This is a genomic window from Sporosarcina sp. ANT_H38 (assembly GCF_008369195.1).
Classification (GTDB): Bacteria; Bacillota; Bacilli; order Bacillales_A; family Planococcaceae; genus Sporosarcina.
Window position 1 is genome coordinate 932,376 of the sequence record NZ_VOBC01000001.1, and the last position, 26,234, is coordinate 958,609.

Annotated in this window: 21 protein-coding genes; 20 read left to right on the top strand and 1 reads right to left on the bottom strand. The window is 36.4% G+C overall.

Going from position 1 to position 26,234, the window contains the following annotated elements:
- Positions 1-74: 74 nt before the first annotated feature.
- The 14 genes from FQ087_RS04385 to FQ087_RS04450 all read left to right on the top strand — a co-directional run bounded on the left by FQ087_RS04385 (position 75) and on the right by FQ087_RS04450 (position 16,396).
- Complete coding sequence (locus tag FQ087_RS04385; protein WP_149579315.1) at positions 75-803, top strand: ThuA domain-containing protein; 729 nt, start codon at positions 75-77, stop codon at positions 801-803.
- Between the two features lie 93 nt (positions 804-896).
- The gene (locus FQ087_RS04390) at positions 897-1,922 is read left to right on the top strand and encodes a Gfo/Idh/MocA family protein (protein ID WP_149579316.1); all 1,026 of its coding nucleotides are present in this window, start codon (positions 897-899) and stop codon (positions 1,920-1,922) included.
- A 155-nt stretch (positions 1,923-2,077) separates the two neighbouring features.
- Positions 2,078-3,046, top strand: coding sequence for a sugar phosphate isomerase/epimerase family protein (locus FQ087_RS04395; RefSeq protein WP_149579317.1), 969 nt, complete (start codon positions 2,078-2,080; stop codon positions 3,044-3,046).
- Positions 3,047-3,319: 273 nt separating this feature from the next.
- Positions 3,320-4,210, top strand: coding sequence for an ROK family protein (locus FQ087_RS04400; protein WP_149579318.1), 891 nt, complete (start codon positions 3,320-3,322; stop codon positions 4,208-4,210).
- Between the two features lie 1,454 nt (positions 4,211-5,664).
- On the top strand, positions 5,665-6,630 hold the full coding sequence (locus FQ087_RS04405) for an ABC transporter permease (protein ID WP_149579319.1): 966 nt from the start codon (positions 5,665-5,667) through the stop codon (positions 6,628-6,630).
- A 17-nt stretch (positions 6,631-6,647) separates the two neighbouring features.
- Positions 6,648-7,544: a carbohydrate ABC transporter permease gene (locus tag FQ087_RS04410; protein WP_149579320.1), complete on the top strand. Its 897-nt coding sequence runs from the start codon at positions 6,648-6,650 to the stop codon at positions 7,542-7,544.
- Between the two features lie 115 nt (positions 7,545-7,659).
- A complete protein-coding gene (locus FQ087_RS04415) occupies positions 7,660-9,249 on the top strand; it encodes an extracellular solute-binding protein (protein WP_255452140.1) in 1,590 nt (529 codons plus the stop codon).
- Between the two features lie 207 nt (positions 9,250-9,456).
- Complete coding sequence (locus FQ087_RS04420) at positions 9,457-10,071, top strand: YesL family protein (RefSeq protein ID WP_149579321.1); 615 nt, start codon at positions 9,457-9,459, stop codon at positions 10,069-10,071.
- 372 nt (positions 10,072-10,443) lie between these two features.
- Positions 10,444-11,526: a Gfo/Idh/MocA family protein gene (locus FQ087_RS04425; RefSeq protein WP_149579322.1), complete on the top strand. Its 1,083-nt coding sequence runs from the start codon at positions 10,444-10,446 to the stop codon at positions 11,524-11,526.
- Between the two features lie 99 nt (positions 11,527-11,625).
- On the top strand, positions 11,626-12,609 hold the full coding sequence (locus FQ087_RS04430; protein ID WP_149579323.1) for a Gfo/Idh/MocA family protein: 984 nt from the start codon (positions 11,626-11,628) through the stop codon (positions 12,607-12,609).
- A 194-nt stretch (positions 12,610-12,803) separates the two neighbouring features.
- Positions 12,804-13,856, top strand: a complete 1,053-nt coding sequence (locus tag FQ087_RS04435; RefSeq protein WP_149579324.1) for a Gfo/Idh/MocA family protein — start codon at positions 12,804-12,806, stop codon at positions 13,854-13,856.
- Positions 13,857-13,891: 35 nt separating this feature from the next.
- Positions 13,892-14,614, top strand: coding sequence for a hypothetical protein (locus tag FQ087_RS04440; protein WP_149579325.1), 723 nt, complete (start codon positions 13,892-13,894; stop codon positions 14,612-14,614).
- Positions 14,611-15,585 carry a Gfo/Idh/MocA family protein gene (locus FQ087_RS04445; RefSeq protein ID WP_149579326.1) on the top strand — a complete coding sequence of 325 codons (975 nt, stop codon included), beginning with the start codon at positions 14,611-14,613 and terminating at the stop codon, positions 15,583-15,585. Before FQ087_RS04440 ends, FQ087_RS04445 begins: the two co-directional genes overlap by 4 nt.
- 52 nt (positions 15,586-15,637) lie before the next feature.
- On the top strand, positions 15,638-16,396 hold the full coding sequence (locus tag FQ087_RS04450; protein ID WP_149579327.1) for a sugar phosphate isomerase/epimerase family protein: 759 nt from the start codon (positions 15,638-15,640) through the stop codon (positions 16,394-16,396).
- 62 nt (positions 16,397-16,458) lie between these two features.
- On the opposite strand, the gene FQ087_RS04455 is transcribed toward FQ087_RS04450, so the two are convergent.
- Positions 16,459-17,442, bottom strand: coding sequence for a LacI family DNA-binding transcriptional regulator (locus tag FQ087_RS04455; RefSeq protein ID WP_149579328.1), 984 nt, complete (start codon positions 17,440-17,442; stop codon positions 16,459-16,461).
- 371 nt (positions 17,443-17,813) lie between these two features.
- Here FQ087_RS04455 and FQ087_RS04460 point away from each other — a divergent pair, with 371 nt between their 5' ends.
- The 6 genes from FQ087_RS04460 to FQ087_RS04485 all read left to right on the top strand — a co-directional run bounded on the left by FQ087_RS04460 (position 17,814) and on the right by FQ087_RS04485 (position 26,184).
- Positions 17,814-18,899 carry a Gfo/Idh/MocA family protein gene (locus tag FQ087_RS04460; RefSeq protein ID WP_149579329.1) on the top strand — a complete coding sequence of 362 codons (1,086 nt, stop codon included), beginning with the start codon at positions 17,814-17,816 and terminating at the stop codon, positions 18,897-18,899.
- A 236-nt stretch (positions 18,900-19,135) separates the two neighbouring features.
- Positions 19,136-20,104: a sugar phosphate isomerase/epimerase family protein gene (locus FQ087_RS04465; protein ID WP_149579330.1), complete on the top strand. Its 969-nt coding sequence runs from the start codon at positions 19,136-19,138 to the stop codon at positions 20,102-20,104.
- 221 nt (positions 20,105-20,325) lie between these two features.
- Positions 20,326-21,192, top strand: a complete 867-nt coding sequence (locus tag FQ087_RS04470) for a sugar phosphate isomerase/epimerase family protein (RefSeq protein ID WP_149579331.1) — start codon at positions 20,326-20,328, stop codon at positions 21,190-21,192.
- 1,230 nt (positions 21,193-22,422) lie between these two features.
- Positions 22,423-23,127, top strand: coding sequence for a YesL family protein (locus FQ087_RS04475; RefSeq protein ID WP_149579332.1), 705 nt, complete (start codon positions 22,423-22,425; stop codon positions 23,125-23,127).
- 320 nt (positions 23,128-23,447) lie between these two features.
- The gene (locus tag FQ087_RS04480; protein ID WP_149579333.1) at positions 23,448-24,743 is read left to right on the top strand and encodes an ABC transporter substrate-binding protein; all 1,296 of its coding nucleotides are present in this window, start codon (positions 23,448-23,450) and stop codon (positions 24,741-24,743) included.
- A 145-nt stretch (positions 24,744-24,888) separates the two neighbouring features.
- Positions 24,889-26,184: an ABC transporter substrate-binding protein gene (locus tag FQ087_RS04485; protein ID WP_255452141.1), complete on the top strand. Its 1,296-nt coding sequence runs from the start codon at positions 24,889-24,891 to the stop codon at positions 26,182-26,184.
- Positions 26,185-26,234 lie beyond the last annotated feature (50 nt).

A 26,234-nucleotide genomic window follows, 5' to 3' on the forward strand; every position in this document is an offset into this window, starting at 1 on the left:
AAACGTGATTTTAACATATATGCAACCGGTTGCTTGATTTCGTGCAACTGATTATTTTAGAGGAGGAACTATTCATGAAAATCGTCGTATGGAATGAAAATCGTCATGAACAAAAAAATCCAGTTGTCGCAGCTATTTATCCAGATGGGATTCACGGAGTCATCGCTGACTTTTTACAACAGGACTCTAATCATGTAAAAACAGCAACACTCGACGAGATAGAACATGGTTTAACGCAAGAGGTTTTGAATGATACCGATGTACTTGTCTGGTGGGGGCATCTTGCGCATGACGAAGTACAAGATGAGATAGTGGAAAGAGTCAAGAAGCGCGTATTGGAAGGCATGGGCTTGATTGTCTTGCATTCAGCTCATTTTTCTAAAATATTCAAGACGTTGATGGGGACGACTTGTGATCTTAAATGGCGTGAAGCAGATGAGAAAGAAAGATTATGGGTTGTTGATCCGAGTCATCCAATTACAGAAGGAATCGGGGAATTTATTGAACTTGAAAAAGAAGAAATGTATGGGGAGCATTTTGATATCCCTGCACCTGATGAGTTAGTTTTTGTAAGTTGGTTTGAAGGTGGAGAAATATTTAGAAGCGGGGCAACATTTAAGCGTGGTAAAGGGAAGATATTCTATTTCCGTCCAGGGCATGAAACATATCCTACATACTACAATAAAGACGTGCAACAGGTGATTCGCAATGCAGCGAAATGGGCAGCAAATTTGAATACACCAACACCAATCTATGGAAATGCTAAGCCGTTGGAGAAAATAACTAATATGTTGAACAAATGATTGCTTGTATAAACTGAGCGAAGGCGCATTAATGAGGTTCTATATTTCAACATATAGTCATATTGAATGAACATAATAAGAGGAGTGAATAAAGTGTCAAAATTAAGAGTTGCTGTTATTGGGTGTGGGAGCATTGCTAAATATAGACATTTAGGAGAATTTAATAACCATTCAGAAGTTGAAATTGTTGCAGTCTGTGACATTGTCGAAGAAAGAGCACAAGAGATGGCACAACAATATGGAGCAAAAGCTTATACTAGCTATGAAAAGTTATTTGAAGTGGAGAAGCCGGATGCAGTAAGTGTTTGTTTACCAAACTATTTACATGCACCTGTTTCAATTGCTGCTTTACAAGCGGGTTGTCATGTATTATGTGAAAAACCTATGGCTACATCGAGAGCAGAAGCAGAGGAAATGATTGAAGTTGCAAAAAACAATGGTAAAAAGCTAATGATTGCCCATAATCAACGGTTTGTGCCGTCACATGCAAGAGCGAGAGCGTTAATTGCTAGTGGAGAAATCGGGAAAATCTATAGCTTTAGAACTGCATTTGGTCACGGAGGTCCTGAACAGTGGAGTAGAGATGGTGCTGATAGTTGGTTCTTCAAAAAAGAGCAGGCTTTCATAGGTGCGATGGGAGATCTTGGCGTACATAAAGCTGATTTGCTCCGTTACTTACTTGGTGAAGAGTTTGTCGAGGTCGCTGGTTTTATCGAAACAAGTGCAAAAGAAAATACAGATGTTGATGATAATGCAGTTTGTATATTGAAGTCTGAAAGCGGTGTGATTGGAACACTTGCAGCCAGTTGGGCTTATACGGCAAAAGAGGATAATTCCACAATTATCTATGGTGAACATGCTACATTACGTATCGAAGATGATCCAGCCTATTCGTTAATCGTTCAATATAAAAATGGTGAAGTCGTTAACTATGAATTGGGTGGAATTCAGTCTAATGCTGAAGGTGGTCAAACAACCACGCATATTATCGATCATTTTGTTGAATCGATTATTCAAGATACGGAGCCACTCATTAATGGTGAGGAAGGTATGAAGTCATTAGAGGTAATACTTGCGGCTTTGGAATCAATGGAAACAAAACAATTCTGTGAAATATAACTTGAATCAACAAGGTCAAGACTCCTGCTGATTCAAGTTGAAACCTCAGGCGAATGCCACAGACTTAGAATTGAACAGGCTCAATTCTAAGTCTGGGCGCAAATACGCCGAAGCGTATTAGATTAAAACAAAGATAATCATTGGAGGTTAGATTCATGAAACTAGGCGTATTTGCAGTTTTATTTTCACAAAAGCCATTTGAAGAAATGCTAGACTATGTAAAAAATGCGGGTTTACAAGCAATAGAAATTGGAACGGGTGGAAATCCAGGGGACGCTCATTGTAATGTGGATGAGCTACTTGCAAGTGAGGAAAAGCGGAAGGTATATCTGAATAAAATTCAATCACGCGGACTATCGATTAGTGCGTTCAGCTGTCATGACAACCCAGTAGCACCAAATAAACAAGTTGCACAGAACGCCCATGATACATTCGTAAAAACTGTTAAACTAGCACAGTTATTAAATGTGCCCGTTGTCAATACTTTTTCAGGTACGCCAGGATCTCATGAAGGCTCAAAACATTCAAATTGGCCGATATCCCCATGGCCAACAGAGTACTCGGATATCTATAACTGGCAGTGGGAACAAAAACTCATTCCATACTGGAAAGAACAAGGGAAGTTCGCGGAAGATCACGGTGTGAAAATAGGGATTGAGCTCCATGGTGGATTTTCAGTACATACACCCTATACCCTGTTGAAATTAAGAGAAGCAACCTCTCCAGCTATTGGAGCTAATTTGGATCCAAGTCATCTATGGTGGCAAGGGATTGATCCGGTCGCGGCGATAAAAATTTTAGGGAAAGAAAATGCAATTCATCATTTCCATGCTAAAGATACATTTATTGACCAGGATAATGTGAATATGCATGGATTGACAGACATGCAGCCATATGGAGATGTACAATCACGGGCATGGACGTTTAGATCTGTCGGCTGTGGACACAGTATCCAAGAATGGTCTAATATGATGAGTGCTTTACGCACCTATGGTTATGATTATGTTGTGAGTATTGAACATGAAGATCCGTTAATGTCTGTTGATGAAGGGTTTTCACGTGCTGTGACGAATTTGAAATCTGTAATGATTAAAGATCAGCCTACTGATATGTGGTGGGTGTAGAAAATAAAAAAATGATTGATATCTAATTTGAAATGGAATATTCCCTAATAAGGAGATGTTCCATTTTTAGTTGCGTGGAAAAATATTTTTCAGTTTTCGGATCGAAATGAAATCAATAATTGTGAGCATTAAATAATTGCGCGAACACCTGGATGCACATTAAAACTGGAAAAAGGTAGCTGGATAGAATTGAAATCTTATGCTACAGTTAATTGGCGAACAAGTTCAAATAGTTTTATTGCATAAAAAATAATAGATGTAAGGATGGAACATATGAAAATAGTAGCAGTAGATATTGGTGGGACATCAATAAAAATGTGCTTGTCTGATGAACAAGGGAATTCCACTGAGTTTAAAGAATTCGATTCTGAAGCTGAAAAGGGTGGACCACACTTAATTGATAATATAATCGAGAAGATTATTGGGGCATATACAGGATTTGATGCCATTGGTATTAGTACGGCTAGTCAAGTAAATAGCGAAGAAGGATCTATCATTTATGCGAATGAAAACTTTCCGAATTATACGGGGATGAACGTGAAATCTATTTTTGAAGATAAGTTCGGTGTCCCTGTTAAAGTAGAAAACGACGTGAATGCGGCTGCTTTAGGGGAAAAGTATTTTGGTGCTGGTAAGAAATTTAACGATTTCTTATGCTTAACTTACGGAACAGGTATAGGTGGCGCAATTGTAACTGATTCCACTGTTTATAAGGGTCTTAATGGAGGCGCAGGCGAATTTGGTCATCTAATTTTGCATCCAGGAGGCAAGAAGTGTAATTGTGGATGTGTAGGATGTTACGAGATGTATGGATCTACTACGGCATTAGTAAAAAAAGCAATGGAGCTCGATAATAAGTATGCGAGCGGACGAAAGGTTTTTGAAGGTCTTGATCAAGGTGATGTACTACTAGAGAAAGTGCTTAATGACTGGGTGCTTGAAGTAGCTTATGGCCTCGTTTCGTTAACCCATATCTTTAATCCTCCTGCAATTATTATTGGTGGTGGCGTGATGGAGCAAGAAAGATTGGTGTCTCTAGTAACAACTAAAGTAAAAGAATTGATTATAGCAAGTTTTTCAGAAGTTGAAATAGTGAAGGCCACTCTTGGAAACAAAGCGGGATTATTAGGTGCTGCATCCCTTCATTTACCGAAGGTGGACTGAGGGGAAATATATATGGAGTTGGTTCATGAAGCTCCTCATAAGTTGATTGGAATAGTAGAACAATTAATAATTTTGTCTTCAAAATTTTATTGCGTCGCATTTCATGAGACGCCGATAAGGATTAATAGAATTAGTAGATTATTCTATTAACAACATATTAATTAACTGGGAATTTTGTTTAGGAAACGGAATAAACTTTTCTAGCAGAGGTTGAACGTCTATAAGCGCGTGTTGAAATCGTAAACAGTATGGGCATTAAAATCATGCTCCATGTTGACACAGCATTCACATTAAGACTTGAAGAAAAAACAACAACTACTTTAATGAGCATTTTCCAAAAATGGTTAAAGGCAGTCAGTTACGGCTGTTTATGCAGCTAAGTTTTTCGAGCACGACAACAATAGAAAACCATGGTTTCAATGTTCAATCAAGATATCGGGTTCAAAGTATCATCCATGCAGTCAACCGAAAAAACATCAAAACAACGTTAGATGTTGGGAATTTTCTTTGTATTGATGAAGATCCATTAGTGGGCGTTAGAAAAAATATTCTAAATGTGGCTACTACAATTGAGCCATGCAAATAGTTATCATTCACTGTATGAAATCCTTCTTCAATACCTGGATTTTTATAGTAAGGACGAATATAGAATTCTTTGAAATGTGTAGGACACGGTGATATCAATATCTGGGAAATTATGAAACTCGTAATGAGTTCAGAATAAGATGGTTATTTCAAAGTTGCATTTGAGGGTATGGAGTAAAGAATAGAGAATAAGTACAGAATTTGGAGAGATTTGTTGAGCACCTAGTTCCAAAAAACGTACAGAAAAAGACACGGAAAAAGACACCGATACTGTTACGATGTAAGAAGACAATATAAACATCGGCATATAGGAAAGGTGTCTTATTTTGTTAATGCATAAAAAAACTGATTTTTAAATCACCTAAATTTCAACTGTTGAATGAATAACATATGTAGTAATCATGGGGTGGCTTAGGTTTTTTATGGGTTCGATTGATTTTTAATTACAAATTGTTCAGTGATCAGTAAAAATACCAGTAATATTATTTTTGGAAATTCAAACCGTTTCTTAATTAGTGTAGGTATCTAGTATTCTTTCATTTCCATTTTCATAACTAGTTGACATTGAATGTATTTCATGTAAAAATGAGAATACAGATAAGTTAGATAAAGTGAAAAGTGTCATTTATTATTTTTTAAATGAAATTGTAATCGATAACATTATAAGGGACTTCATTATGTTATTAACTTTATTTTGCTAAAAAAGCTGTATCATTTCTTGAAATTCAGGTATATGTTCATATGATTTGAGTTTCAGTTATGAAGGTTTGCTTCGGAATTCTATGTATATACCTTGTGACAGATAGTTGAATAAACATCAAAAGAGATTATTATTTTTTCTGGGAATTCAAAAGGAGGTTTCAAAATTAATGAAAACGATTACATATAAGGGTAAGCAAAGTCCAGAGAAAGCAGTGAAAAAAAGTATTAGAAGAAGTAAGTGGCGCCAAGCTATACAATCGTGGCAGTTATACCTGTTTATATTACCGGCTTTTCTTTACTTCCTAATATTCCACTATGTACCCATGTATGGTGTTCAAATTGCCTTTAAAGACTTTACACCCTCGTTGGGTATTGCGGGAAGCCCTTGGGTTGGTTTTGAGCACTTTATAGCGTTCTTTAATTCTTACTATTTCTGGGATCTAATTAAAAATACGCTTGGGATAAGTGTTTACTCATTAATAGTAGGCTTCCCGCTCCCGATATTATTAGCGCTATCGCTAAATGAAGCCAAAGATGGGTTATATAAGCGGGGCATTCAAACAATTACATATGCACCTCACTTTATATCAGTAGTTGTAATGGCAGGGATTATAATAACATTTTTGTCACCATCTTCGGGTTTAGTAAATGAGTTTTTGGGGTTATTTGGAGTTGAGCCAATAGCGTTTATGGAAGATCCGAAATGGTTCAAGACCGTTTTTGTCTTTTCAGGAGTTTGGCAAAATGCAGGGTGGGGAACAATCATTTATTTGGCAGCCTTAGCGGGAGTTGACCCGCAACAACATGAGGCAGCAATAGTTGATGGTGCAACAAGATTAGAAAGAATTTGGCATATTAATATCCCAGCAATCTTCCCAACAATGGTGATTTTACTCATACTAAATACGGGTAGCTTGCTAGCGGTAGGATTTGAAAAAATCTTGTTATTACAAAATCCGTTGAATATGGAATCTTCAGAGGTTATAGCAACATTTGTTTACCGAGCGGGATTGTTAGATGGGGAGTATAGCTTCTCGACAGCAGTTGGATTATTCAACGCAATTATAAATGCCATTTTATTAGTAAGTGTGAACTATATTGCTAGAAAAACAAATGAAACTAGTCTTTGGTAAAAGGAGGGATATCTATTATGAATACAGCTATCAAAGAAACGAAACGTGATAGGATATTTAAAATTTTCAATTATTCCATACTTACAGTGGCAATGGTTGTAGTTTTATATCCCTTGATTTTCATTTTAAGCGCATCCATAAGTGATCCCGCAGCGGTGAATTCTGGGAGAATGTGGCTTTATCCTATCGATATTACTTTCGAGGGGTATCAACGTGTTTTTAATAACCCACAGATTTGGAATGGTTATAAAAACACTATCTTTTATACTGTATTAGGTACATTTATTAACTTACTGGTGACTTTGCCAGCCGCTTTTGCATTATCAAGGAGAGGGTTTATCGGCCGTAATTTTTTCATGACAATGTTTGTGGTTACAATGTTCCTTAGTGGTGGATTGATTCCATCATATTTATTAGTTAAAAACCTAGGTCTTATGAATACAGTTTGGGCACTCGTACTACCAAACGCTGCAACTGTTTGGCATATTATCGTTTGTCGTACATTTTTCCAGTATACAATCCCAGAGGATTTAGAGGACGCAGCTAAGATTGATGGTGCATCGATTTTACATTTCTTTGGAAAAGTCGTCTTACCTCTCTCTACACCTATTATTGCTGTAATGGCCTTGTTTTATGGTGTGGATCATTGGAACTCATATTTCAACGCAATGATTTATATATCAGATACGAGTAAATATCCATTACAATTAGTTTTACGTGAGATTTTAGTACTTCAAGAGATGTCAACAAATGTGAATAACTTGGATGGTGCTGCACTTCAGAACCAAGCTAATATAGCAGCAATTATGAAATACGCAGTCATGATAGTTGCGACACTACCGCTCATTATCGTATATCCATTCATGCAACGCTTTTTTGTTCAAGGTGTTATGATCGGCTCAGTAAAGGGCTGAAAACTATGCATGGATTAGTTGTCGAGGCGGCTGAAACAACTACCGGATAAAAATCTATTATCGTTATCAATATTTAACTAAAAGTAACTAATTTTAATAGAAGGAGTGTGTTAAATTGAGAAAACTTAAGATTTTATTCGTTTTCACATTATTAATTAGTATGCTAGCAGCTTGTGGTCCAAATGATAAAGAGAAAGTGAAAATATCGACTGAACCAGACGCTAATTTTAATGCCGAAGGATATCCAATAGTAGATGAACCAGTTACAATTTCAATGTTTGGTACGAAAGTTGGTCAAACAGATTGGAAGGAGATGGCGTTTTTCAAGGCGATGGAAGAAAAAACAAATATCAAATTTGATTTCAGGACTCCGAATCTAGATAGTCTAGCTACACAGAAAAACTTAATGTTTGCGAGTGGAGATTATAGTGAAATATTGTTTGCGGCTGATCTTTCCAATGAAGAGCAAATTAAAAATGGAGGTCAAGGAACTTTGATCCCGCTTGAAGATTTAATTGAGAAATACGCACCAAATATTAAAAAAATGTTTGAAGAACATCCGGATGTAAAGAAAGGAATTACAGCAAGGGACGGCCATATCTACGCACTCCCGCAGGTAGCAAAAGGTGATAATTGGTATCGTGGACCATTATGGTACAATAATACATTTTTGGAGGCACTTGAAGTAACTGAATTACCGGAAACAACTGATGAACTGTATGAATTATTAAAACGAATGAGAGATGAAGATCCAAATGGTAATGGAAAAGCAGATGAAATTCCATTAACAGCAAATGGAATGGACGATATCAGACAGTTCTTTTTAGGGGCATTTGGTGTACTTGATAGCTCTACTGGTGCCTATGCAGTTGACGGGGAAGTTAAATACAGCCGTATGCAACCTGGTTATAAAGCATACTTAGAATATATGAAGATGCTTTATGATGAAAAGCTTTTCGACTCAGAGAGTTTCTCACAAACTAGCGAACAGAAAAAAGGTAAAGGTGTAGACAATAGGATAGGACTGTTTGCCGACTGGTTCCCATTCTTCACATTAGGAACACCAGTAGATGGTACTGAAAACCCAATGATGAAACCAATTACAAGTGACCTAGTTGAAGTACCTACAATCCCAATGAGCGAAGGCATTTCGCCTGGTGCATTTGCGATCACTGATATTAACAAGAACCCAGCAGCGAGTATTCGATGGGTTGATTATCTTTATTCAGAAGAGGGCTATACGTTATTCAATAAAGGACCAGAGGGTATTTTATGGGACTTTGCAAATGAAGAAAAAACGATTAGAAAACAGAATGAAAAACCAACTGAATTTATTTCAGCCGAAGATTGGCGCGGATCGCTTACGCCTGATTACGGAATTGCAACACCGAAGCTTGCTTTCGATTTAGAGTGGGCTGGTGAGAGTGAGTTCCCAGATTGGGTTAGGGAAGAAACAGTAGAAAAAATTCATTCAGTAGGGCATGTACCATTACCACAATTATTTGTAACAGCAGATGAACAAAAGGAAATCAATCGAATCAGAACGGATTTAGATCCATATGTATTACAAATGGAAGCGAAGTTTATCTCTGGAGCAGAACCAATGGAAAATTGGGATAAATATGTAGAAACGATTAAAAAAATGAAAGTTGATAGACTCGTTGAATTATATAATGATGCCTATCAAAGTTACCTGTCAAATTAATGAAGAGTGCTTACTTATTTATTTATTAAACGACTACCAACTGTTTGATGAGAATAGGATGAAATTATTAATGTGTGGCTCCAGTTAAGAACTGGGGCCACACATTTTAAATTGTATTATTAATCGTAATATTGACAAAAAATAAAATTGTGATTATAATAGAACAGGTTCCGTTCTTAAAAGTATTACTATTTTGGAGGTGAAATCATGATGATTGGTAATATTGTTGAGAAGATAATGACAATCGGAAATTGGCTTGCTAAATTGGTCTATCTTCAAATTCTATGGATTGTATTTACTATACTCGGACTTGTAGCATTTGGAATTATGCCAGCTACAACGGCAATGTTTTACGTGATTCGCAAATGGATCGAAAAAGATCCAAATATACCTATATTTGATACTTTTTACAAGAGTTATAGAGCAGATTTCTTAAAATCTAATGGACTTGGTATTGCATTGATTGGTATAGGTATATTTTTGTACTATGATTATACTATCTCGAAATTAGAAATAGGAATACCGGTACTTCATTTTCTAATAATGGTAATTTCCTTTTTTTACTTTATCTTCTTGCTATACTTTTTCCCTGTTTTTGCACGCTATAATATGAAACCGTTTGAACAGTTCAGAAAGTCATTCTATCTTTCCATAAGTAGACCCCTAGAAACATTCGCAATGATTATTAGTTTTGTTCCATTATATTTTTTCTTTAATCTATTCCCGTTTTTCTTTGTGGTTGCCGGTGCTCCTCTGATTGCTTTTCCATCCATGTGGTTCGCAAATAGGGCATTCATGCAAATTGAAGGTAGGAATTCCTGACATATAAATAAAATGAATTGACGATTTAGTAATACTTGAAATCTGCTTCATAATCTCGAATTGTAATTCTTTGAGTATTACTTGCGAAATATACTGAAAACGATTACAATGAAATTGTAATATTCTTTTTAAAGTCTTTAAACATGATTACTAATAAATGCAGGCATCTTTTTTAAAAAAAGAATAATGTAATCCATTACATTGCATGTAAGCGCTTAGTAGTCAGTTTTTTGAAAGCAAAGGGAACATTGCAATTGTATGTATATTTAAAGTGTGGATGGTAGCACGTCAGAACGTCTTGAGAAAATACTTTGACTGCTGACCAAGGGAATGCTGAGAGTCTATGAAAATTAACTATAGGGGGATATGAAAATGACTAAAAAAGTGAAACTGGGTATTGTTGGGTGTGGAGGGATTGCAAATGGTAAGCACCTCCCAAGCTTAAGTAAACTAAAGAACGTTGAACTTGTTGCATTTTGTGATATTGAAGTAGAAAAGGCTGAAAAAGCTGCTAAACAATATGGAACTGAAAATGCAAAGGTTTATAAGGATTATCAGGAATTATTAAAAGATGAATCAATTGATGTTATTCATGTTTTAACTCCAAATATCTCTCATGCAGAAATTTCTATTGCTTCAATGGAAGCGGGGAAGCACGTATTATGTGAAAAACCGATGGCAAAAACATCTGCAGAAGCACGTGAAATGCTCGAGGTAGCTAAACGTACTGGTAAAAAGCTTACAATTGGTTATGACAATCGCTTTAGGCCTGATAGTCAGAGCTTGCATAAAATCACAAGACGTGGCGACCTAGGAGACATATACTTTGCCAAAGCACATGCAATTCGTAGACGTGCTGTGCCGACTTGGGGAGTGTTCCTTGATGAGGAGAAGCAAGGCGGCGGTCCGCTAATTGATATCGGGACACATGCACTTGATCTAACATTATGGATGATGGATAATTATAAGCCGAAATCTGTAATGGGTAATGTTTATCATGTATTAGGTAAAAACGAAAATGCTGCAAATGCTTGGGGACCTTGGGATCCTGAAAAATTCAAAGTCGAAGACTCGGCATTTGGCTTTATTACAATGGAAAACGGTGCAACAATTACCTTAGAAGCAAGTTGGGCATTAAATACACTTGATGTTGATGAAGCTAAATGTTCCCTAAGTGGCTCAAAAGGTGGGGCGGATATGAAAAACGGTCTGCGTATTAATGGAGAAGACATGGGCAATTTATATACTAGAAATGTAGAATTAGGTGCAGGTGGTGTTGCTTATTATGATGGCGCATCAGAAAGTAATGCAGATCTTGAGGCGCGTTTATGGATTGACTGCATAATTAATGACACAGAACCAACTGTTAAACCTGAAGAAGCTTTTGTTGTAACTCAAATTTTAGAAGCAATTTATGAGTCTGCTAAAACAGGTAAAGCTGTTTATTTCGACTAATAAGTGTCTGTATTAACATGGCGAGATTTGAAAGTGAGTTATTTAAGTCAAGAAGTATTTGTGATAGGCATATCAAATAAAGAAAAGAGAGTGATAAAGATGATTAAAGTAGCCTTATTAAGTAGATGGCATGTACATGCGGATGACTATGCTGGTAATGTTAAAGAAAACGACAACATGTCGATCGAACTTGTCTGGGATGAAGAAGCCGAACGTGGAGAAGGATGGGCAAAAGAGCTAAACGTTCCATTTGAACAAGACTTGCAAGCTGTCCTAGCTAATCCTGATATTGATGCAGTCATCGTGAATACACCGACAAATATGCACAAAGAAGTTATCATTGCTGCAGCGAAACATAAAAAACATATTTTCACAGAAAAGGTTTTAGCATTTACGGTTCAGGACACTGAAGAGATTTATGCAGCCGTTCAAGAAGCTGGAGTTAAGCTAATGGTTTCTTTACCAAGACTAACTGATAATAACTTCCTGTATGCAGAGAAATCAATCAATGAAGGTTGGATAGGAAAAGTAACAATGGTTCGTTGTCGTTTTGCTCATAACGGTGGTGTAGCGCCAGAAGGACAAGAAAATGGATGGTTGCCTGCACGTTTCTATGATAAGGAACAAGCTGGTGGGGGAGCTATGATCGACCTTGGCGCACATCCAATCTATTTGACGAATCGCTTAGCTGGAAAAGCAGCGGGTGTGTATGCACGTCTTCATAAAGAAAACAGTACGACTGTAGATGATAATTCTGCACTTTTAGTAGATTATGAGTCAGGTGCACTTGGCATTATTGAAACAAGTTTCGTGTCAAATGGAAGCCCGTTCCAGTTAGAGGTATATGGAACGGAAGGGACGTTACGCATTAGTGATGACAAAATCCACATCAATAGTGCTAATGTGAAATCACAAGACTTAACAGAAGTATTACCGGCATTACCAATGCCAATGGTGCAGTGGGTAAATGCGATTAAAACAGGGGCAACACCAACGATTACAAAAGAAGATGTCATCAATTTAACGTTAATAAATGAGGCAGCGGTGAAATCACATGATGAAGGACGCAGGATCGAGTTGTAATACATTTCAAGTGAAATAGTACACTGTTATGTGGGACTGAAAAAGCTAATTATAATAATTGAGACAAGAAAAAATAATTGTATGTTAATAGTTAGAGAGCATGATCAGCAAAATTAGTTATAAACTAAGTTTATAAAAATCTGGCTGATCAACGCTCTTTTTTATTTTTAAAAATATTCAAGGGAGTAGATTATATGTTGAAAGTTGGAGTTATTGGGGTAGGTTCAATTTCGGAGATGCATATACTTCCGTATTCGGAAAACAAGGAAGTGGAGTTAGTCGCATTATGTGATATTCATGAAGAGCGCTTAGCTGAGAAAGGGAAATTATTTGGTGTTAGCCAGTTATATACTAATTATCAGGAACTATTAAATAATAAGGAAATTGAAGCTGTAAGTATTTGTACGTGGAATAACTCGCATGCAGAAATTGCTATTGCTGCACTCGAAGCTGGTAAACATGTCTTAGTGGAAAAACCATTAAGTATGACTGTCGAAGAAGCACTCGCAGTTGAAGTGGCAGCTAATAAGTCCGGAAAAACTGCACAAGTTGGTTTTGTCAGACGACATGCAGATAATGTGAAAATCTTAAAGGCATTTATTGATAATGATGAGCTTGGTGAAATATATTATGCGAAAGCATCATACTTGAGACGACTGGGAAATCCAGGTGGTTGGTTTAGTGATCAAACAAAATCAGGCGGCGGTCCTTTGATAGACCTAGGCGTTCATGTAGTGGATATTATGTGGTATTTAATGGGGAAACCGCGTCCCGTTTCAGTAAGTGGGAATACATATCACAGATTAGGAAATCGTAGTCATATTGAAAATCTATCGTCTTATAAAGCAGCAGACTATGATCCAACGTTAAATGATGTAGAAGATCTAACAAATGCACTCATCCGTTTTGAAAATGGAGCATCCCTTTTTTTTGATGTTAGTTTTACGCTACAAGCTAAGGATGATGAAACAACAGTTAAAGTATATGGAGACAAGGGTGGAGCAGAAATTGAGCCTGCATTGGCACTTGTTTTGGAAAAAAATAATACAATCTTAAATGTTACTCCACAAATTGATGATTTAGGTTTTGACTTTGTAAAATCATTTACAAATGAAATCAATCATTTTGTAGAATGCTGTCAATCAGGCCGTGAAACAATTGCACCTATTGCTGATGGTGTCGAAGTAATGAAAATGCTCAATGCAATTTATGAATCTGCAAAAATAGGAAAAGAAGTTTATTTATAAGGGAACTTTAGTAATAAAGTAGGAGGCTCTTTAAATTGACGAAAATTATACTTAGTAAATTTGACAGGATCGACTTTAGGACGACTTTAGAAAATATAAGTGTAGTAGAGTCTGCTGAACAAATAAGAGAAGGTGAAAACGGCGAAGCGGTCATTGTTTTAGATGCTACAGTTGAAAACTTGCAAGCTGTAGAGAATGATGCACATCAAACTTGTATTCCATCAACTATGTTAACAACTGACTATCAAAATCTTAATGTAAGTGTTTATTTTGATTTAGAAAACTATCCATTTTACCAAAAGGCGAAGGAGATTATTAGTAAAGAAGATAAACATAAAGGTGTTTTTCGCTTTAGACGAACTGTGAAGCATGTTGAAGATGTTTCATTACTTGCAGGAGATTTATATGTGTTAGCAGCACTTTTAGGCGATCCACACGATGTCCACGTAAAACGGACTGATCAATTTGTGACCCCAGCTTATATCATTATTATGCTGTATTTCGGTAGCGGAACTATGGCTCATATTGAGTATACAGTTACTGATCAGGAACGAATTGAGTTTGAATGGAGTGGGATTAAGACAATCATTGAATTTGACAGTGGTGAAATGAGGCCAGTCCAACCTGGAAGTAAGGCGACATTGCCGTTAACCTATTCGGTTGACTCCATTTTAGCTACAGCACGCAAAGTAGATCAGACGATTATTGAACGTTTAAATCATTTTGAAATGCTTGTCAATGGAGGTGCAAATAAATGAAAATTGGTATGATGAGTTTTGCACATATGCACGCGTATAGTTATGCAGATGGATTAAAGAACATACCAAATGTTGAATTAGTTGGCATCTATGATGATAACGTTGAAAGAGGACAAGAAGTCGCGCTGAGCAATAACACAATACATTACAGTAATCAAGCAGACTTCTTGGCACAAGAAATGGATGCCGTCATTATTTGCAGTGAAAACAATCGACATAAAGAAATGGTTATAAACGCAGCAAAGGCAAAAAAGCATATCTTATGTGAAAAGCCGATTGCAACCAATCTTGAAGATGCCATAGAAATGATTCAAGTTTGTGGAGACAATGATGTTACTCTACAAATCGCATATCCAGTAAGATTTAGCTCACCAATTCAACAATTGAAAGAGATGATAGATAAAGGTGAACTTGGTGATATTGTCGCATTTCGTTCAACAAACCGTGGCCAAAATCCTGGAGGCTGGTTTATTGATGAAGAGCAATCAGGTGGTGGGGCTGTACTCGATCATACTGTTCATATGCTTGATATTATGCGCTGGTATTTAGGTGAAGAAGTAACCGAGGTAAGAGCGTTTGTTGATTCTTATTTTCATGATATTGACATTGATGATGCAGGGGTTCTTACGTTTGAATTTGAAAATGGTGTAATTGCTTCACATGATGCCAGTTGGTCACGCTTCACTGAATACCCAACATGGGGTGACGCGACAATTGAAGTGATTGGAACGAAACAAACAGTGAAAGTTGACGCGTTTAAAGAGCACTTTAGAGTGTTTGGTAGTAGTAACAAGTCTTTAGAGCATGTATTTTTTGGGAATGATATGGACTTTGGATTGATTCTTGATTTCGTTAACTGTGTCAAAGAAGGTAGAGAACCCTCCATCACCGGTTATGATGGACTCAAATCTCTGGAAGTCTCGTTAGCTGCATATCAATCAAGTGAATTGAAAAGGGCTATTAAGTTATAAGGAACAGAATATTACCAATGAAAAGATCTGAAACTTAAAGGAGGAAGAACTAATGGGGAAGTTAGGATTACAATTGTATTCAATTAAAGATGCGGCTGAACAGGATTTACTTGGTGTACTTGAAAAAGTTGCCGGTATGGGTTATGAAGGTGCTCAATTTGCAGGTTTCTTTGACCATACAGCAAAAGATGTAAAAGCTAAAATGGATGAAGTAGGAATTAAGGCAGCAGGTGCACATGTTCAAATTGAGGAATTACAGGATGATCTTGATCGCTTATTAAGTTTTCATGATGGTATAGATAATCGTCTACTGATTTGTCCATATCTACCAGAGGATATGCGTACAACGGAGGATGATTATAAACGAACAGCTGAATTGTTTAATAATGTCGGTGAGAAAGTAGCTAAAGCAGGTTTTTCATTTGGCTATCATAATCACGCATTTGAATTTGATTTATATAATGGGAAATCCGGATTTGACCTATTATATGAAAATACGAATCCGCAATATGTGAAAATGGAGTTAGATTGTTTTTGGGCTGCACATGCAGGGAACAGTCCTGTTGAAATAATAGAAAAGTATGCAGATCGCTGTGTTTCATTACACATTAAAGATTTAAAGCTTGTTAATGGCAAGCCTGTATCAACTGAAATTGGCACAGGTACACTAGATATTGCCCAGTTGATAGAAGCGGGCAAAGAGCATAAAGTTGACTGGTTTGTTGTTGAACAAGAAGACTTTACAGGTGACCCGGTTGAAAGTGCAGCACAAAACGCAAAAGAGTTAAAGAGAATTAGTATATACACATAAACATGAAAAAAGATTGTAGAAGTATAACAATACTTCTACAATCTTTTTTCGTTTGTTCCGCATCATGTTGATTCGCGAATAACCAATTCATGATCTAAGACAACACTTTTTACTTCTTTACCTTTAATTTTATCAATGAGCATAGTCGCAGATGTAGACCCCATTTTATATCCTGGTTGTGAAATCGTAGTCAACGTTGGATGGGTCATGTTAGAGAAACTAATTTTATCAAATCCAATTAGAGCGATGTCATTTGGAACATGCAAACCCTTTGTATTAATTTCCTTTAAGGCACCGATAGCAAGTATATCAGATACAGCAAAGACAGCGGTTGGTCTTTCGGTTACTGTTAAAAGATGACGCATTGCTAGCTGTCCTTGTTCAAACCCCAGACTTTCCGTATTATAAATCCAATCTGTGTTTATCGGCAAGTCGAACTCATTTAAAGCTTTCTCAAATCCTTGCCGGCGTTCACGTGCATATAAATACTTCTTATGTGAATTGATGAGAGCGATTTTTTTATGACCGATTTTAATTAAATGTCTGACTGCGTGATAAGCGGCTAATTCATTATTAATCGTCACATATGAAATACTGCCATCTTCATCGTATTCACTGCACTGGACGACGGGGTATTTACTTGCAAGTTCAAGCAATTTAGCTTTATTAACGGTCGGATCCATTGAAATGATTCCGTCAGCTAATTTACTTTTAAGTAGATTAAAGTAAATATCTTCTCTATTTGGATTGGAATCTGTTGCGCAAAGAAGAATATTATAGCCATGTTCAATTGCAATATCTTCAATCCCATTTATAATCTCCGTGTAAAAAGGATTTGAAATGCTTGGGATTAGTGCAAGAAGTAATCTACTTTCGGATGTGCGTAAATTTCGTCCAAGTACACTAGGTTCATAATTCAATTTAGTTATAATATTTTGAACCTTTAACCTAGTCTTTTCTGTAACAATAATAGGGTTATTTATCACCCTTGAAACTGTAGCAACAGAAACACCTGCTTGCTCAGCAACTTCTTGAATTGTTGGCATTATAACACCTCGTTTTTATTTTATGAAGTTCGGTAATCGTTTACATTGCATTTAGAAAAGTATAGCACAAAATGCTAGGGAATGTATCGATTGAACTATATAAAAACAAATGTACTATGTATAATAATTATTTAGAAGATTATAGGATTTCATACTGGACATTAAAACATAGGTCAAGTAAACTAAATTCGGTGATATTATCTATTTACTAGAGTGTACTATATATGTCGAAGTATTATATGAGGTATATAGATGCAGCGAAGCTACCTAGCTTATGGTTAAAGTCATCACCTAGGCGCAAAAGCGGTATTCAATGGAACCAATCAACGTATTTAGGATAAGAATTTTAAAGTTTATTGGAGGAGTAACGGATGACTAAAGTAATTAAAATTGGAATTATTGGTAGTGGTGGAATTGCAGTTAGTCATGCAAAGGCTTATCTAGCAATGGATGATGTTCAAATTGTTGGAGTAGCAGATGTTGTACCAGGGAAAGCGCAGGAATTCATTAATGAATTAGGAATTGAAAGTGCGCTAGCATTTGAAGACCATAAACAAATGCTCGATTTGGATATAGATGGTATTAGTATTTGTACACCAAATTTTGCTCATCATTTGACAAGTATTGATGCATTACATGCGGGAAAAAATGTACTAGTTGAAAAGCCTTTATCCGTAACCCTTGACCAAGGGATTGAAATGGTTCAAGTAGCGAAAAAGACTGGGAAAATACTCACGGTTGGTTTTCAACCCCGATATGATCCGAATATGCAAACAGTAACAAATATTGTTAAATCAGGACAACTTGGAGATGTCTACTATGTAGAAGTAGGGGGTGGCCGTCGCCGTGGCATGCCAGGTGGCACGTTTATCAATAAAGCATTGGCAGGTGTAGGAGCTATGGCTGATATCGGAACCTATTCTCTTGATTTAGCACTTAATGCATTAGGTCATCCGAAACCATTAACAGTCTCTGCCTATACATCAAATCATTTTGGAACAAATCCTATGTATCATCCGCAAGCAGATAAGTTTGAGGTTGAAGATTTTGGTGTTGCGATGATTCGTCTAGAAGGCGGCATAATTCTTAACTTTAAAATATCTTGGGCAATGCATATGGATACACTCGGACCAACAATTTTCCTTGGAAAGGATGCAGGGTTAAAGTTAACGCCTGCTGGTAGTGGTCCATGGAGCGGAGTTTGGGATGGTGGACTGGGTTCAATTAATATGTTCCATGATAAAGAAGGCCAACATATAGAAACAGAGGTTCCTTTACAATCACATGACATCAATATTTTCGATGCAAAAATCCGTGATTTTGTTGTTGCGATAAAAGAAGATAAACCTGCTCCAATTCCAGGCGAAGAAATCCTATACAACCAAGCAATACTTGATGGAATATTCAGGTCATCAGAAATCGGGAGAGAAGTAGAAATTCATATTCCTGAATTTTAAGTTTGCGCAGCTGTTTAGGCGAATTGTCAAAGATCTCAAATGGAAAACAGATTGCTTGTTTCTTAACAGTAAATAGAAGGAAGCAATCTGTTTTTTATTAGGGTTAGATTAAATAAGAGATGACACACTATATTGACAAATTAGCGCATTACTATTAAAATAAATGTAATCGTTTACAATATCATTACATTAAAGTAACCGTGAAATTACAATTAAAAATTGGAGGGAAAGAAATTATGAAACTAGGCGTATTTACAGTGCTATTTTCAGAGAAGACATTCGAAGATATGCTAGATCATGTGCAATCAGCTGGATTGCAAGCAGTAGAGATTGGTACAGGGGGATATCCGGGGAATGCCCATTGTGATTTGGATGAATTACTTGCAAGTGAGGACAAAAGAAAAGACTATCTTGATCAAGTGCATTCACGTGGTTTAACGATTAGCGCATTGAGTTGCCATGGTAACCCAATTTCTCCGGAAATAGAGTTTGCAAAAGCTTCTGATGATGCATTGAGAAAAACGATTAAGCTCGCAAATTTACTAGCTGTACCAGTTGTTAATGCATTTTCTGGAACACCTGGTGACCATGAAGAGGCAAAATATCCGAATTGGCCTGTAACTCCATGGCCAACAGAATATAGTGATATTTTAACATGGCAATGGGAAGAAAAGCTTGTTCCCTACTGGAAAGAAATCGGACAACTTGCTGAGGAAAGTAATGTTTTGATCGGTCTAGAACTGCATGGTGGATTTTTAGTTCATACACCACACACAATGTTAAAGTTAAGAGAATTAACTTCTCCAGCTATTGGTGCAAACTTGGATCCCAGTCATTTATGGTGGCAGGGGATAGATCCCGTGGGAGCGATAAAGATTTTAGGTAAGGAGAATGCAATACATCATTTCCATGCCAAAGATACATTCATTGACCAGGAGAATGTGAACATGTATGGCTTAACCGATATGCAGCCTTACGGAAATGTGCAAACACGTGCCTGGACATTCCGCTCTGTTGGGTGTGGGCATAGTATCCAAGAATGGTCAGATATGATGAGTGCTTTACGCACATATGGTTATGATTATGTCGTGAGTATTGAACATGAGGATCCATTAATGTCGGTTGATGAAGGGTTTTCACGTGCAGTTACGAACTTGAAGTCAGTCTTAATAGAGGAACAGCCTACTGGTATGTGGTGGGCATAAGTAATACTGCATATGATTTTTGACCTTATATTAAAGAGTTTACGATTTAGAGATAATTAACTCTATTACTATATTTGCTGAATTAATAAACCCATTCAATAACGCTTCGGTGCTTAGTGGATGTCTCCCGCCCAAAGCCAGGTAGTTTCCTACCAGTCTTTGGGCTTCGGCTATCCCTGTAAGGCACTGGATTCAATAATCTAGCTAAGGAGACGGTTACTATGAAACTTGGTTTAAGTTCTTACAGTTTATTTAAAGCGTTAACTAGCGGGGATCTGTCAATCATAGAGGCTATCCAGTGGGTCGCAGATCATGGTGGAGAACATATCGAATTAGTTCCTAATCTTGGATTCAATTTTGATGAAAATCCATCGTTAATAGATGAGATTCGAGAAAAAGCAAGTTATGTAGGGATTGATATTTCAAATTATGCGATTGGTGCTAATTTTATAGCAAAGAGTGAAGTGGATTTTCAAACGGAGATTGACCGCGTTAAAAAGGAAGTAGATATCGCTAACCGCCTTGGGGTGAAATTCATGCGTCATGATGTAGCATCACGTCCTACTCCAGAAACGACAATTAAGCAGTTCGAAGCTGACTTACCTACGCTAACAGTAGCCTGTAGAGAAATTGCAGATTATGCCGATAAATATGGAATAACAACGAGTGTTGAAAATCACGGCTATTATATCCAAGCAAGTGACCGTGTACAATCATTAATAAACCATGTAGACCGTCCGAACTTTAAAACAACAGTAGATATTGGTAACTTTTTATGTGTAGATGAGGACCCAGTTGCTGCGGTTAAGAATAATATTGCATATGCTTCTGTAGTACATCTTAAAGACTTTTTCTATCGACCAGCACATCTTAATCCCGGGGCAGGTTGGATGCAAACGACTTCAGGAAACTATTTAAGAGGTACGATTGTTGGCCACGGGGATATTAACATGAGAGAAGTAATTAAAGTTGTTAAAGAATCTGGTTTTAAAGGTTATATATCGGTAGAGTTTGAAGGAATGGAAGAGTGCAAACAAGCTTCCAAAATGGGCATGGATAATGTTCGTCGACTATGGGATGAAGTTTAAAGAAAATCATAAATCATGAAATTCAGAGTAATTGGATTGAATGAGTTATCCGAAGCATACTTCGAAACTTATGCAGTTAACAGAAGATCAGCAAGTATAAATTATTGACTATACCGCAGCTAAGCTGTGGTATTTTTTATATTTGGCTATAATTTTTTCTGAGGCTGTTAGTTTAGAATTATCATATTGCGTAATCTCGCCCTTAAGATGATTACCATCATTCTACCAAACATAATGCCGCGTTCTCTTAAAATGACCAGATGTACTTTTATCCACGATTCTTATCTGCTAACACTATTTTTAAATTATTGAAGTTTTACCCTGACAAAGGAAATAAGTCTTAGGTTTATCATAATCATTTCTATCGGCTCTATGAACAGTATAGCAATCAATCCTTGAAGGATAATTTTTAAACAATTGGACCTTTGTATATAGCATTATCAGTCATTTCACATTTTTATTTGCAATTATAAAATAAGAATGACATTGTCAACAAATCTTGTTGACAATATCTTTATATCATGTAAAATTAAAATAACGACAATTCAGTCAAATCAGATATATTAGGTAGTTCAACTGTCGAAATAATTGTAATCGATACCATTATTTAAATGTCTTCTAGGTTATCAGTATGAGAGGGCTAGAAACTCCGTTTATATTTTTTATATTTGATTCAATTTCATAATAGGATTATTAAACGGGAATAACGAACAATGTTGATTTCCGCTTCAGATGGACGCTTTCCGCGGGCACGGCTTCAGCCTCCTCGTCGTTTCACTCCTGCGGGGTCTTCAGCTCGCGCTGTTCCCGCAGGAGTCGCCATCTTCCGCTACAATCAACGAGAGTAGTCCGTAAAATTGACGGACAATGAATTGGTAGATGAATTATATCGTTCCTCTTTATACACGAAATAAGTAATTGTGAAATTGATTCCTTTATGTATGTTTTCACATGTTTTGAGTAGTAATCTTCTTTAAGGTTTGCTACAAAATCTTTATATATTTTAAATAGGCTATGAATCAGGCACAATAGGAATTATGGAACAAGCTTGGTTTCTCATGGTAGGTCATTAGAGTCGGAACTTTATGGCGCAGTTGCTTTAATAGAAATATACGGCTATATCTTAGACGGACCTCTACTGATGCAGAAGTGGTTATTCAAGTGGATTGGTAAATATTTAGACATAATCTACGTTTTTTGGATGGATTTAAAGGGGGAATAAGTAAAAATATGAAAATAGGGGAATATCAATTGGATTCCAAAGGTTCTATGGGAATGATATATAATGTTTCGGAGTGGGTAATACGGTATTTAATTGTTAACCTTTTATGGTTTATTTTTAATATTCCGATTGTTTTCTTGCTAATAAACTTACTAATGGTGAAAAATACAAATGAAATTATCGCAATTTGTATAATTATTTTTGCTATAATGCCATTCTTATTTTTTCCAGCAACTACTGGAATGTTTGCTGTAATAAGAAGGTGGTTTATGAATGAGAGAGATATCCCGATTATTCGCTCTTTTTGGAAGTACTATAAAGAGAATTATGTAAGAAGTATGACTGGTGGTTTAATAATTGGGGGCATGTGGCTGATATTTGCCGTTGATTATTATTATTTCACTGTACGAGTTAGCGAATCATTCAAATATCTTTTCATCTTTTTATTTATATTTTTACTTGCCTTTACACTACATTTTATTTCTACTACCGTTCATTTTGAATCAAAATTATTCAAATCACTAAAAAATTCTATATTAATTACAATTGGAAGTCCTATTTTAAGCCTTGGTTTAGGAATAATTACGGGTCTAATTGTGTATGTTAGTTTCAACTATTTAACGTTTATTATTCCTTTATTTATGGGATCCTTACTTGCCTTAGTGTCTTTCTCGATATTTTATAAAGTATATTTAAGAATAGAGTCAGTGTAGTGGAATTTAATTAGAGAAATCTAGACTTGAAAACAAATCCATAAACTCAAAGAAGTGATTGGCAATTAAAGCATCAACATTTATGTAAACGTTTTCATTTGAATGTAGGAACGAAATGAATAGTACTCTTTCGGTATAAGTAACATTTTTTGGAAGTCACTTAAACTTTTCTTTTTGATTTCACCTGATTATAAAAAGACAAGATATGGTGTAAAACTCATTCATATTTTGTTTTCATATAAAAGAAACATAAAGAAATTGGAGGTGGATTTTTGTTTTCAGTTTTTTGAAGAAAACAAATCAAAGGGGGATTTAATTGGATGAGAAATAAAAGAGGGTTCCTATTAATATGTTCTGTGTTTATTTTAACTACTTTAACGGCTCTTGTTGGATGTTCATCTGATAAAAAGGAAGGTTCCAATGTGGATGGTGTAACTACCATTACATTTTGGCATTCCATGAACGCTCAAACTGGAGACGCAGTGGGAAAAGTTATTGAACTATTTGAAGAAGCAAACCCAAAGATTAAAGTAGATGCAGTGTATATTGCAAATCAAGGTGAGGGACAGAATGAAAAATTATTAACATCAATTGCTGGGGGGAATCCACCGGATGTAGCTTATTTCGATAGATTTGAAATTGCGTCTTGGGCTGCTCAGAATTCACTTGAAGATTTAACGGCGTATGCTGAAAAAGATAGTATAACTAAAGAAAATTATTATCCTTATACATGGGAGGAAGCCTCTTATGAAGGAAAAGTATATGGAATACCAACAACCACTGACGCGAGATTAGTTTATTATAACAAAGATCATTTTGAAGAAGTTGGTTTAGATCCGGAAAATCCGCCTACATCAATTGCTGAACTTGAAAGTGCAGCTGAAAAGCTAATGATTAAAGATGGTAAAAAGATAAAGAGAATAGGTTTTATTCCTTGGTATGGACAAGGTTGGTTCTATGGTTGGGGATGGGCTTTTGGTGGCGACTTTTATGACGCAGAAACAAACAGTGTATCAGCGAACAATCCAAAGAATATTGAGGCACTACAATGGATGACTGATTATGCAAAAAAATATAATGTAGAAGAAATAGCTGGGTTTACGGATTCGCAAGGAGAAGGGGCTATGGATCCTTTCCTTACTGGCCAGCTTAGTATGAAAGTAGACGGTAACTGGGGAGTTGCAGCCATTGAGAAGTTCAAACCCGATTTGAATTACGGAGTATTTCCAATACCTACTCCATCTGGAGCTGACCATAAAACGTGGTCTGGTGGTTGGTCGGTCGTTATGCCTAAAGGTGCGAAAGAAAAAGATGCAGCATGGGAGTTCATTAAGTTCTTTGGTGAAGAAGAAGGACAGAAAGTTTTCAGCGAAATTAGTAGGGACTTTTCTGTGATTGAATCTGTGAATATAGATCTTGGCTATGCTGAAGATCCTATATTTAAAGAATTCATTAGTATTTTATCTGAGTCTAATAGCCGTCCAGTAATGACTCAGGGGTCACTTTATTGGAATGAACTTGCAAAGGCTGTTGAAAATTCAACTCGAAGCATTGGAACTCCTGAAAAGAACTTAGAAGAAGTTAATAAGAAGGTTAATGATGCACTAGGGAAATAAAAATAATAAAAGACAAGGAGGCCCCTCCTTGTCTTTTATTATAAAAAAATATCGTTAATTGATTCAGGTGGTAATATTCGGAATAATTAAATGCGCATAGCGGATAATTTAGAAGTTAAAACCAGAATAAAAGGGGGCATTTAAAATGTTGTATGTGAAAAGTAAATTCAAGATAACAAGTATTATGTTTGGTATCATCATTTCTATGTTTTTGGGAGGCTGCTCTTCAAGTCAAGAGAAAGATAATAGTGAAGAAAAAGATACAATTACTTTTTGGCACCCATACGGTAGTGAATCTGGTGATGCAATAGCCGCTGTTATCGAAGAGTTTGAAAAGCAAAATTCAACAATAAAAGTCAATGCTGTATATATAGCAAATCAAGGAGAAGGACAAAACGAGAAACTTCTTACTGCAATAGCTGGAGGAAATCCTCCGGATGTAGCTTATTTTGACAGGTTTGAAATTAATTCTTGGGCATCACAAGGATCACTCGAAGATTTGACAGCCATGGCAGAAGAAGCGGAAATTACAAAGGATAGATACTATCCATTTGCATGGGAAGAAGCTAGCTATGATGGGAAATTGTATGGAATACCGACAACCACTGATGCTAGGTTAGTCTATTATAATAAAGATCATTTTAAAGAGGCAGGATTAGATCCAGAAAATCTTCCAAAAACTATAGAAGAACTAGAACGTGCTGCAGAAAAGCTAACAATTAAAAATGGTAAACGGTTTGAAAGAATTGGTTTTATTCCTTGGTATAGTCAAGGGTGGTTTTATGGTTGGGGTTGGTCTTTCGGAGGAAGCTTTTATGATGAAGAAACAAATACACCAACAGCCAATGATCCAAAGAACGTTGAAGCTTTGGAGTGGATAACAGATTTTGCGCAAAAGTATGATGTTGAAGATATTTCCGGATTTACTGATTCGCAAGGGGCAGGAGCAATGGATCCATTTCTTACAGAGCAAATCAGTATGAAAATTGATGGTAATTTTGGAGTTGCGAATATCGAGAAGTTCAAACCCGACTTAAATTATGGAGTGTTTCCAATACCTACACCATCTGGTACAAATCATGCAACGTGGTCTGGTGGTTGGTCGGTCGTAATGCCAAAGGGAACAAAAAACAAAGAAGCTGCCTGGGAGTTTTTAGAATTCTTTGGTGGTGAAGTAGCGCAGAAGATTTACAATGAAATTTACACAAGCTTTTCCGTAATTGATTCTGTAAACGATGAAATTGGATATAAAGAGGATCCTATCTTTAAACAATTCATTGATATTCTACCTGAATCCAATAGTCGTCCTGTAATGACGGAAGGTTCTCTTTATTGGAATGAGTTAGCAACAGCAGTAGAAAATTCGATCCGAGGTATTGGGACTCCTGAGGAGAACTTGATTAAAGTAAATGAAAAGGTTAGTAAAGCATTAGATGAGTAAAGAAACATAAATATATTAAGTAGATCGTCATTCAACATAAGGAGGCGCTA

What these genes read in the sequence shown, in the direction of transcription:
- FQ087_RS04385 (WP_149579315.1), top strand. Translation starts at nt 75, where the DNA reads ATGAAAATCGTCGTATGGAATGAAAATCGTCATGAACAAAAAAATCCA.
- FQ087_RS04435 (WP_149579324.1), top strand. Translation starts at nt 12,804, where the DNA reads ATGTTGAAAGTTGGAGTTATTGGGGTAGGTTCAATTTCGGAGATGCAT.
- FQ087_RS04470 (WP_149579331.1), top strand. Translation starts at nt 20,326, where the DNA reads ATGAAACTTGGTTTAAGTTCTTACAGTTTATTTAAAGCGTTAACTAGC.
- FQ087_RS04425 (WP_149579322.1), top strand. Translation starts at nt 10,444, where the DNA reads ATGACTAAAAAAGTGAAACTGGGTATTGTTGGGTGTGGAGGGATTGCA.
- FQ087_RS04485 (WP_255452141.1), top strand. Translation starts at nt 24,889, where the DNA reads ATGTTGTATGTGAAAAGTAAATTCAAGATAACAAGTATTATGTTTGGT.
- FQ087_RS04410 (WP_149579320.1), top strand. Translation starts at nt 6,648, where the DNA reads ATGAATACAGCTATCAAAGAAACGAAACGTGATAGGATATTTAAAATT.
- FQ087_RS04420 (WP_149579321.1), top strand. Translation starts at nt 9,457, where the DNA reads ATGATGATTGGTAATATTGTTGAGAAGATAATGACAATCGGAAATTGG.
- FQ087_RS04465 (WP_149579330.1), top strand. Translation starts at nt 19,136, where the DNA reads ATGAAACTAGGCGTATTTACAGTGCTATTTTCAGAGAAGACATTCGAA.
- FQ087_RS04400 (WP_149579318.1), top strand. Translation starts at nt 3,320, where the DNA reads ATGAAAATAGTAGCAGTAGATATTGGTGGGACATCAATAAAAATGTGC.
- FQ087_RS04450 (WP_149579327.1), top strand. Translation starts at nt 15,638, where the DNA reads ATGGGGAAGTTAGGATTACAATTGTATTCAATTAAAGATGCGGCTGAA.
- FQ087_RS04430 (WP_149579323.1), top strand. Translation starts at nt 11,626, where the DNA reads ATGATTAAAGTAGCCTTATTAAGTAGATGGCATGTACATGCGGATGAC.
- FQ087_RS04405 (WP_149579319.1), top strand. Translation starts at nt 5,665, where the DNA reads ATGAAAACGATTACATATAAGGGTAAGCAAAGTCCAGAGAAAGCAGTG.
- FQ087_RS04480 (WP_149579333.1), top strand. Translation starts at nt 23,448, where the DNA reads ATGAGAAATAAAAGAGGGTTCCTATTAATATGTTCTGTGTTTATTTTA.
- FQ087_RS04460 (WP_149579329.1), top strand. Translation starts at nt 17,814, where the DNA reads ATGACTAAAGTAATTAAAATTGGAATTATTGGTAGTGGTGGAATTGCA.
- FQ087_RS04455 (WP_149579328.1), bottom strand. Translation starts at nt 17,442, where the DNA reads ATGCCAACAATTCAAGAAGTTGCTGAGCAAGCAGGTGTTTCTGTTGCT.
- FQ087_RS04445 (WP_149579326.1), top strand. Translation starts at nt 14,611, where the DNA reads ATGAAAATTGGTATGATGAGTTTTGCACATATGCACGCGTATAGTTAT.
- FQ087_RS04475 (WP_149579332.1), top strand. Translation starts at nt 22,423, where the DNA reads ATGAAAATAGGGGAATATCAATTGGATTCCAAAGGTTCTATGGGAATG.
- FQ087_RS04395 (WP_149579317.1), top strand. Translation starts at nt 2,078, where the DNA reads ATGAAACTAGGCGTATTTGCAGTTTTATTTTCACAAAAGCCATTTGAA.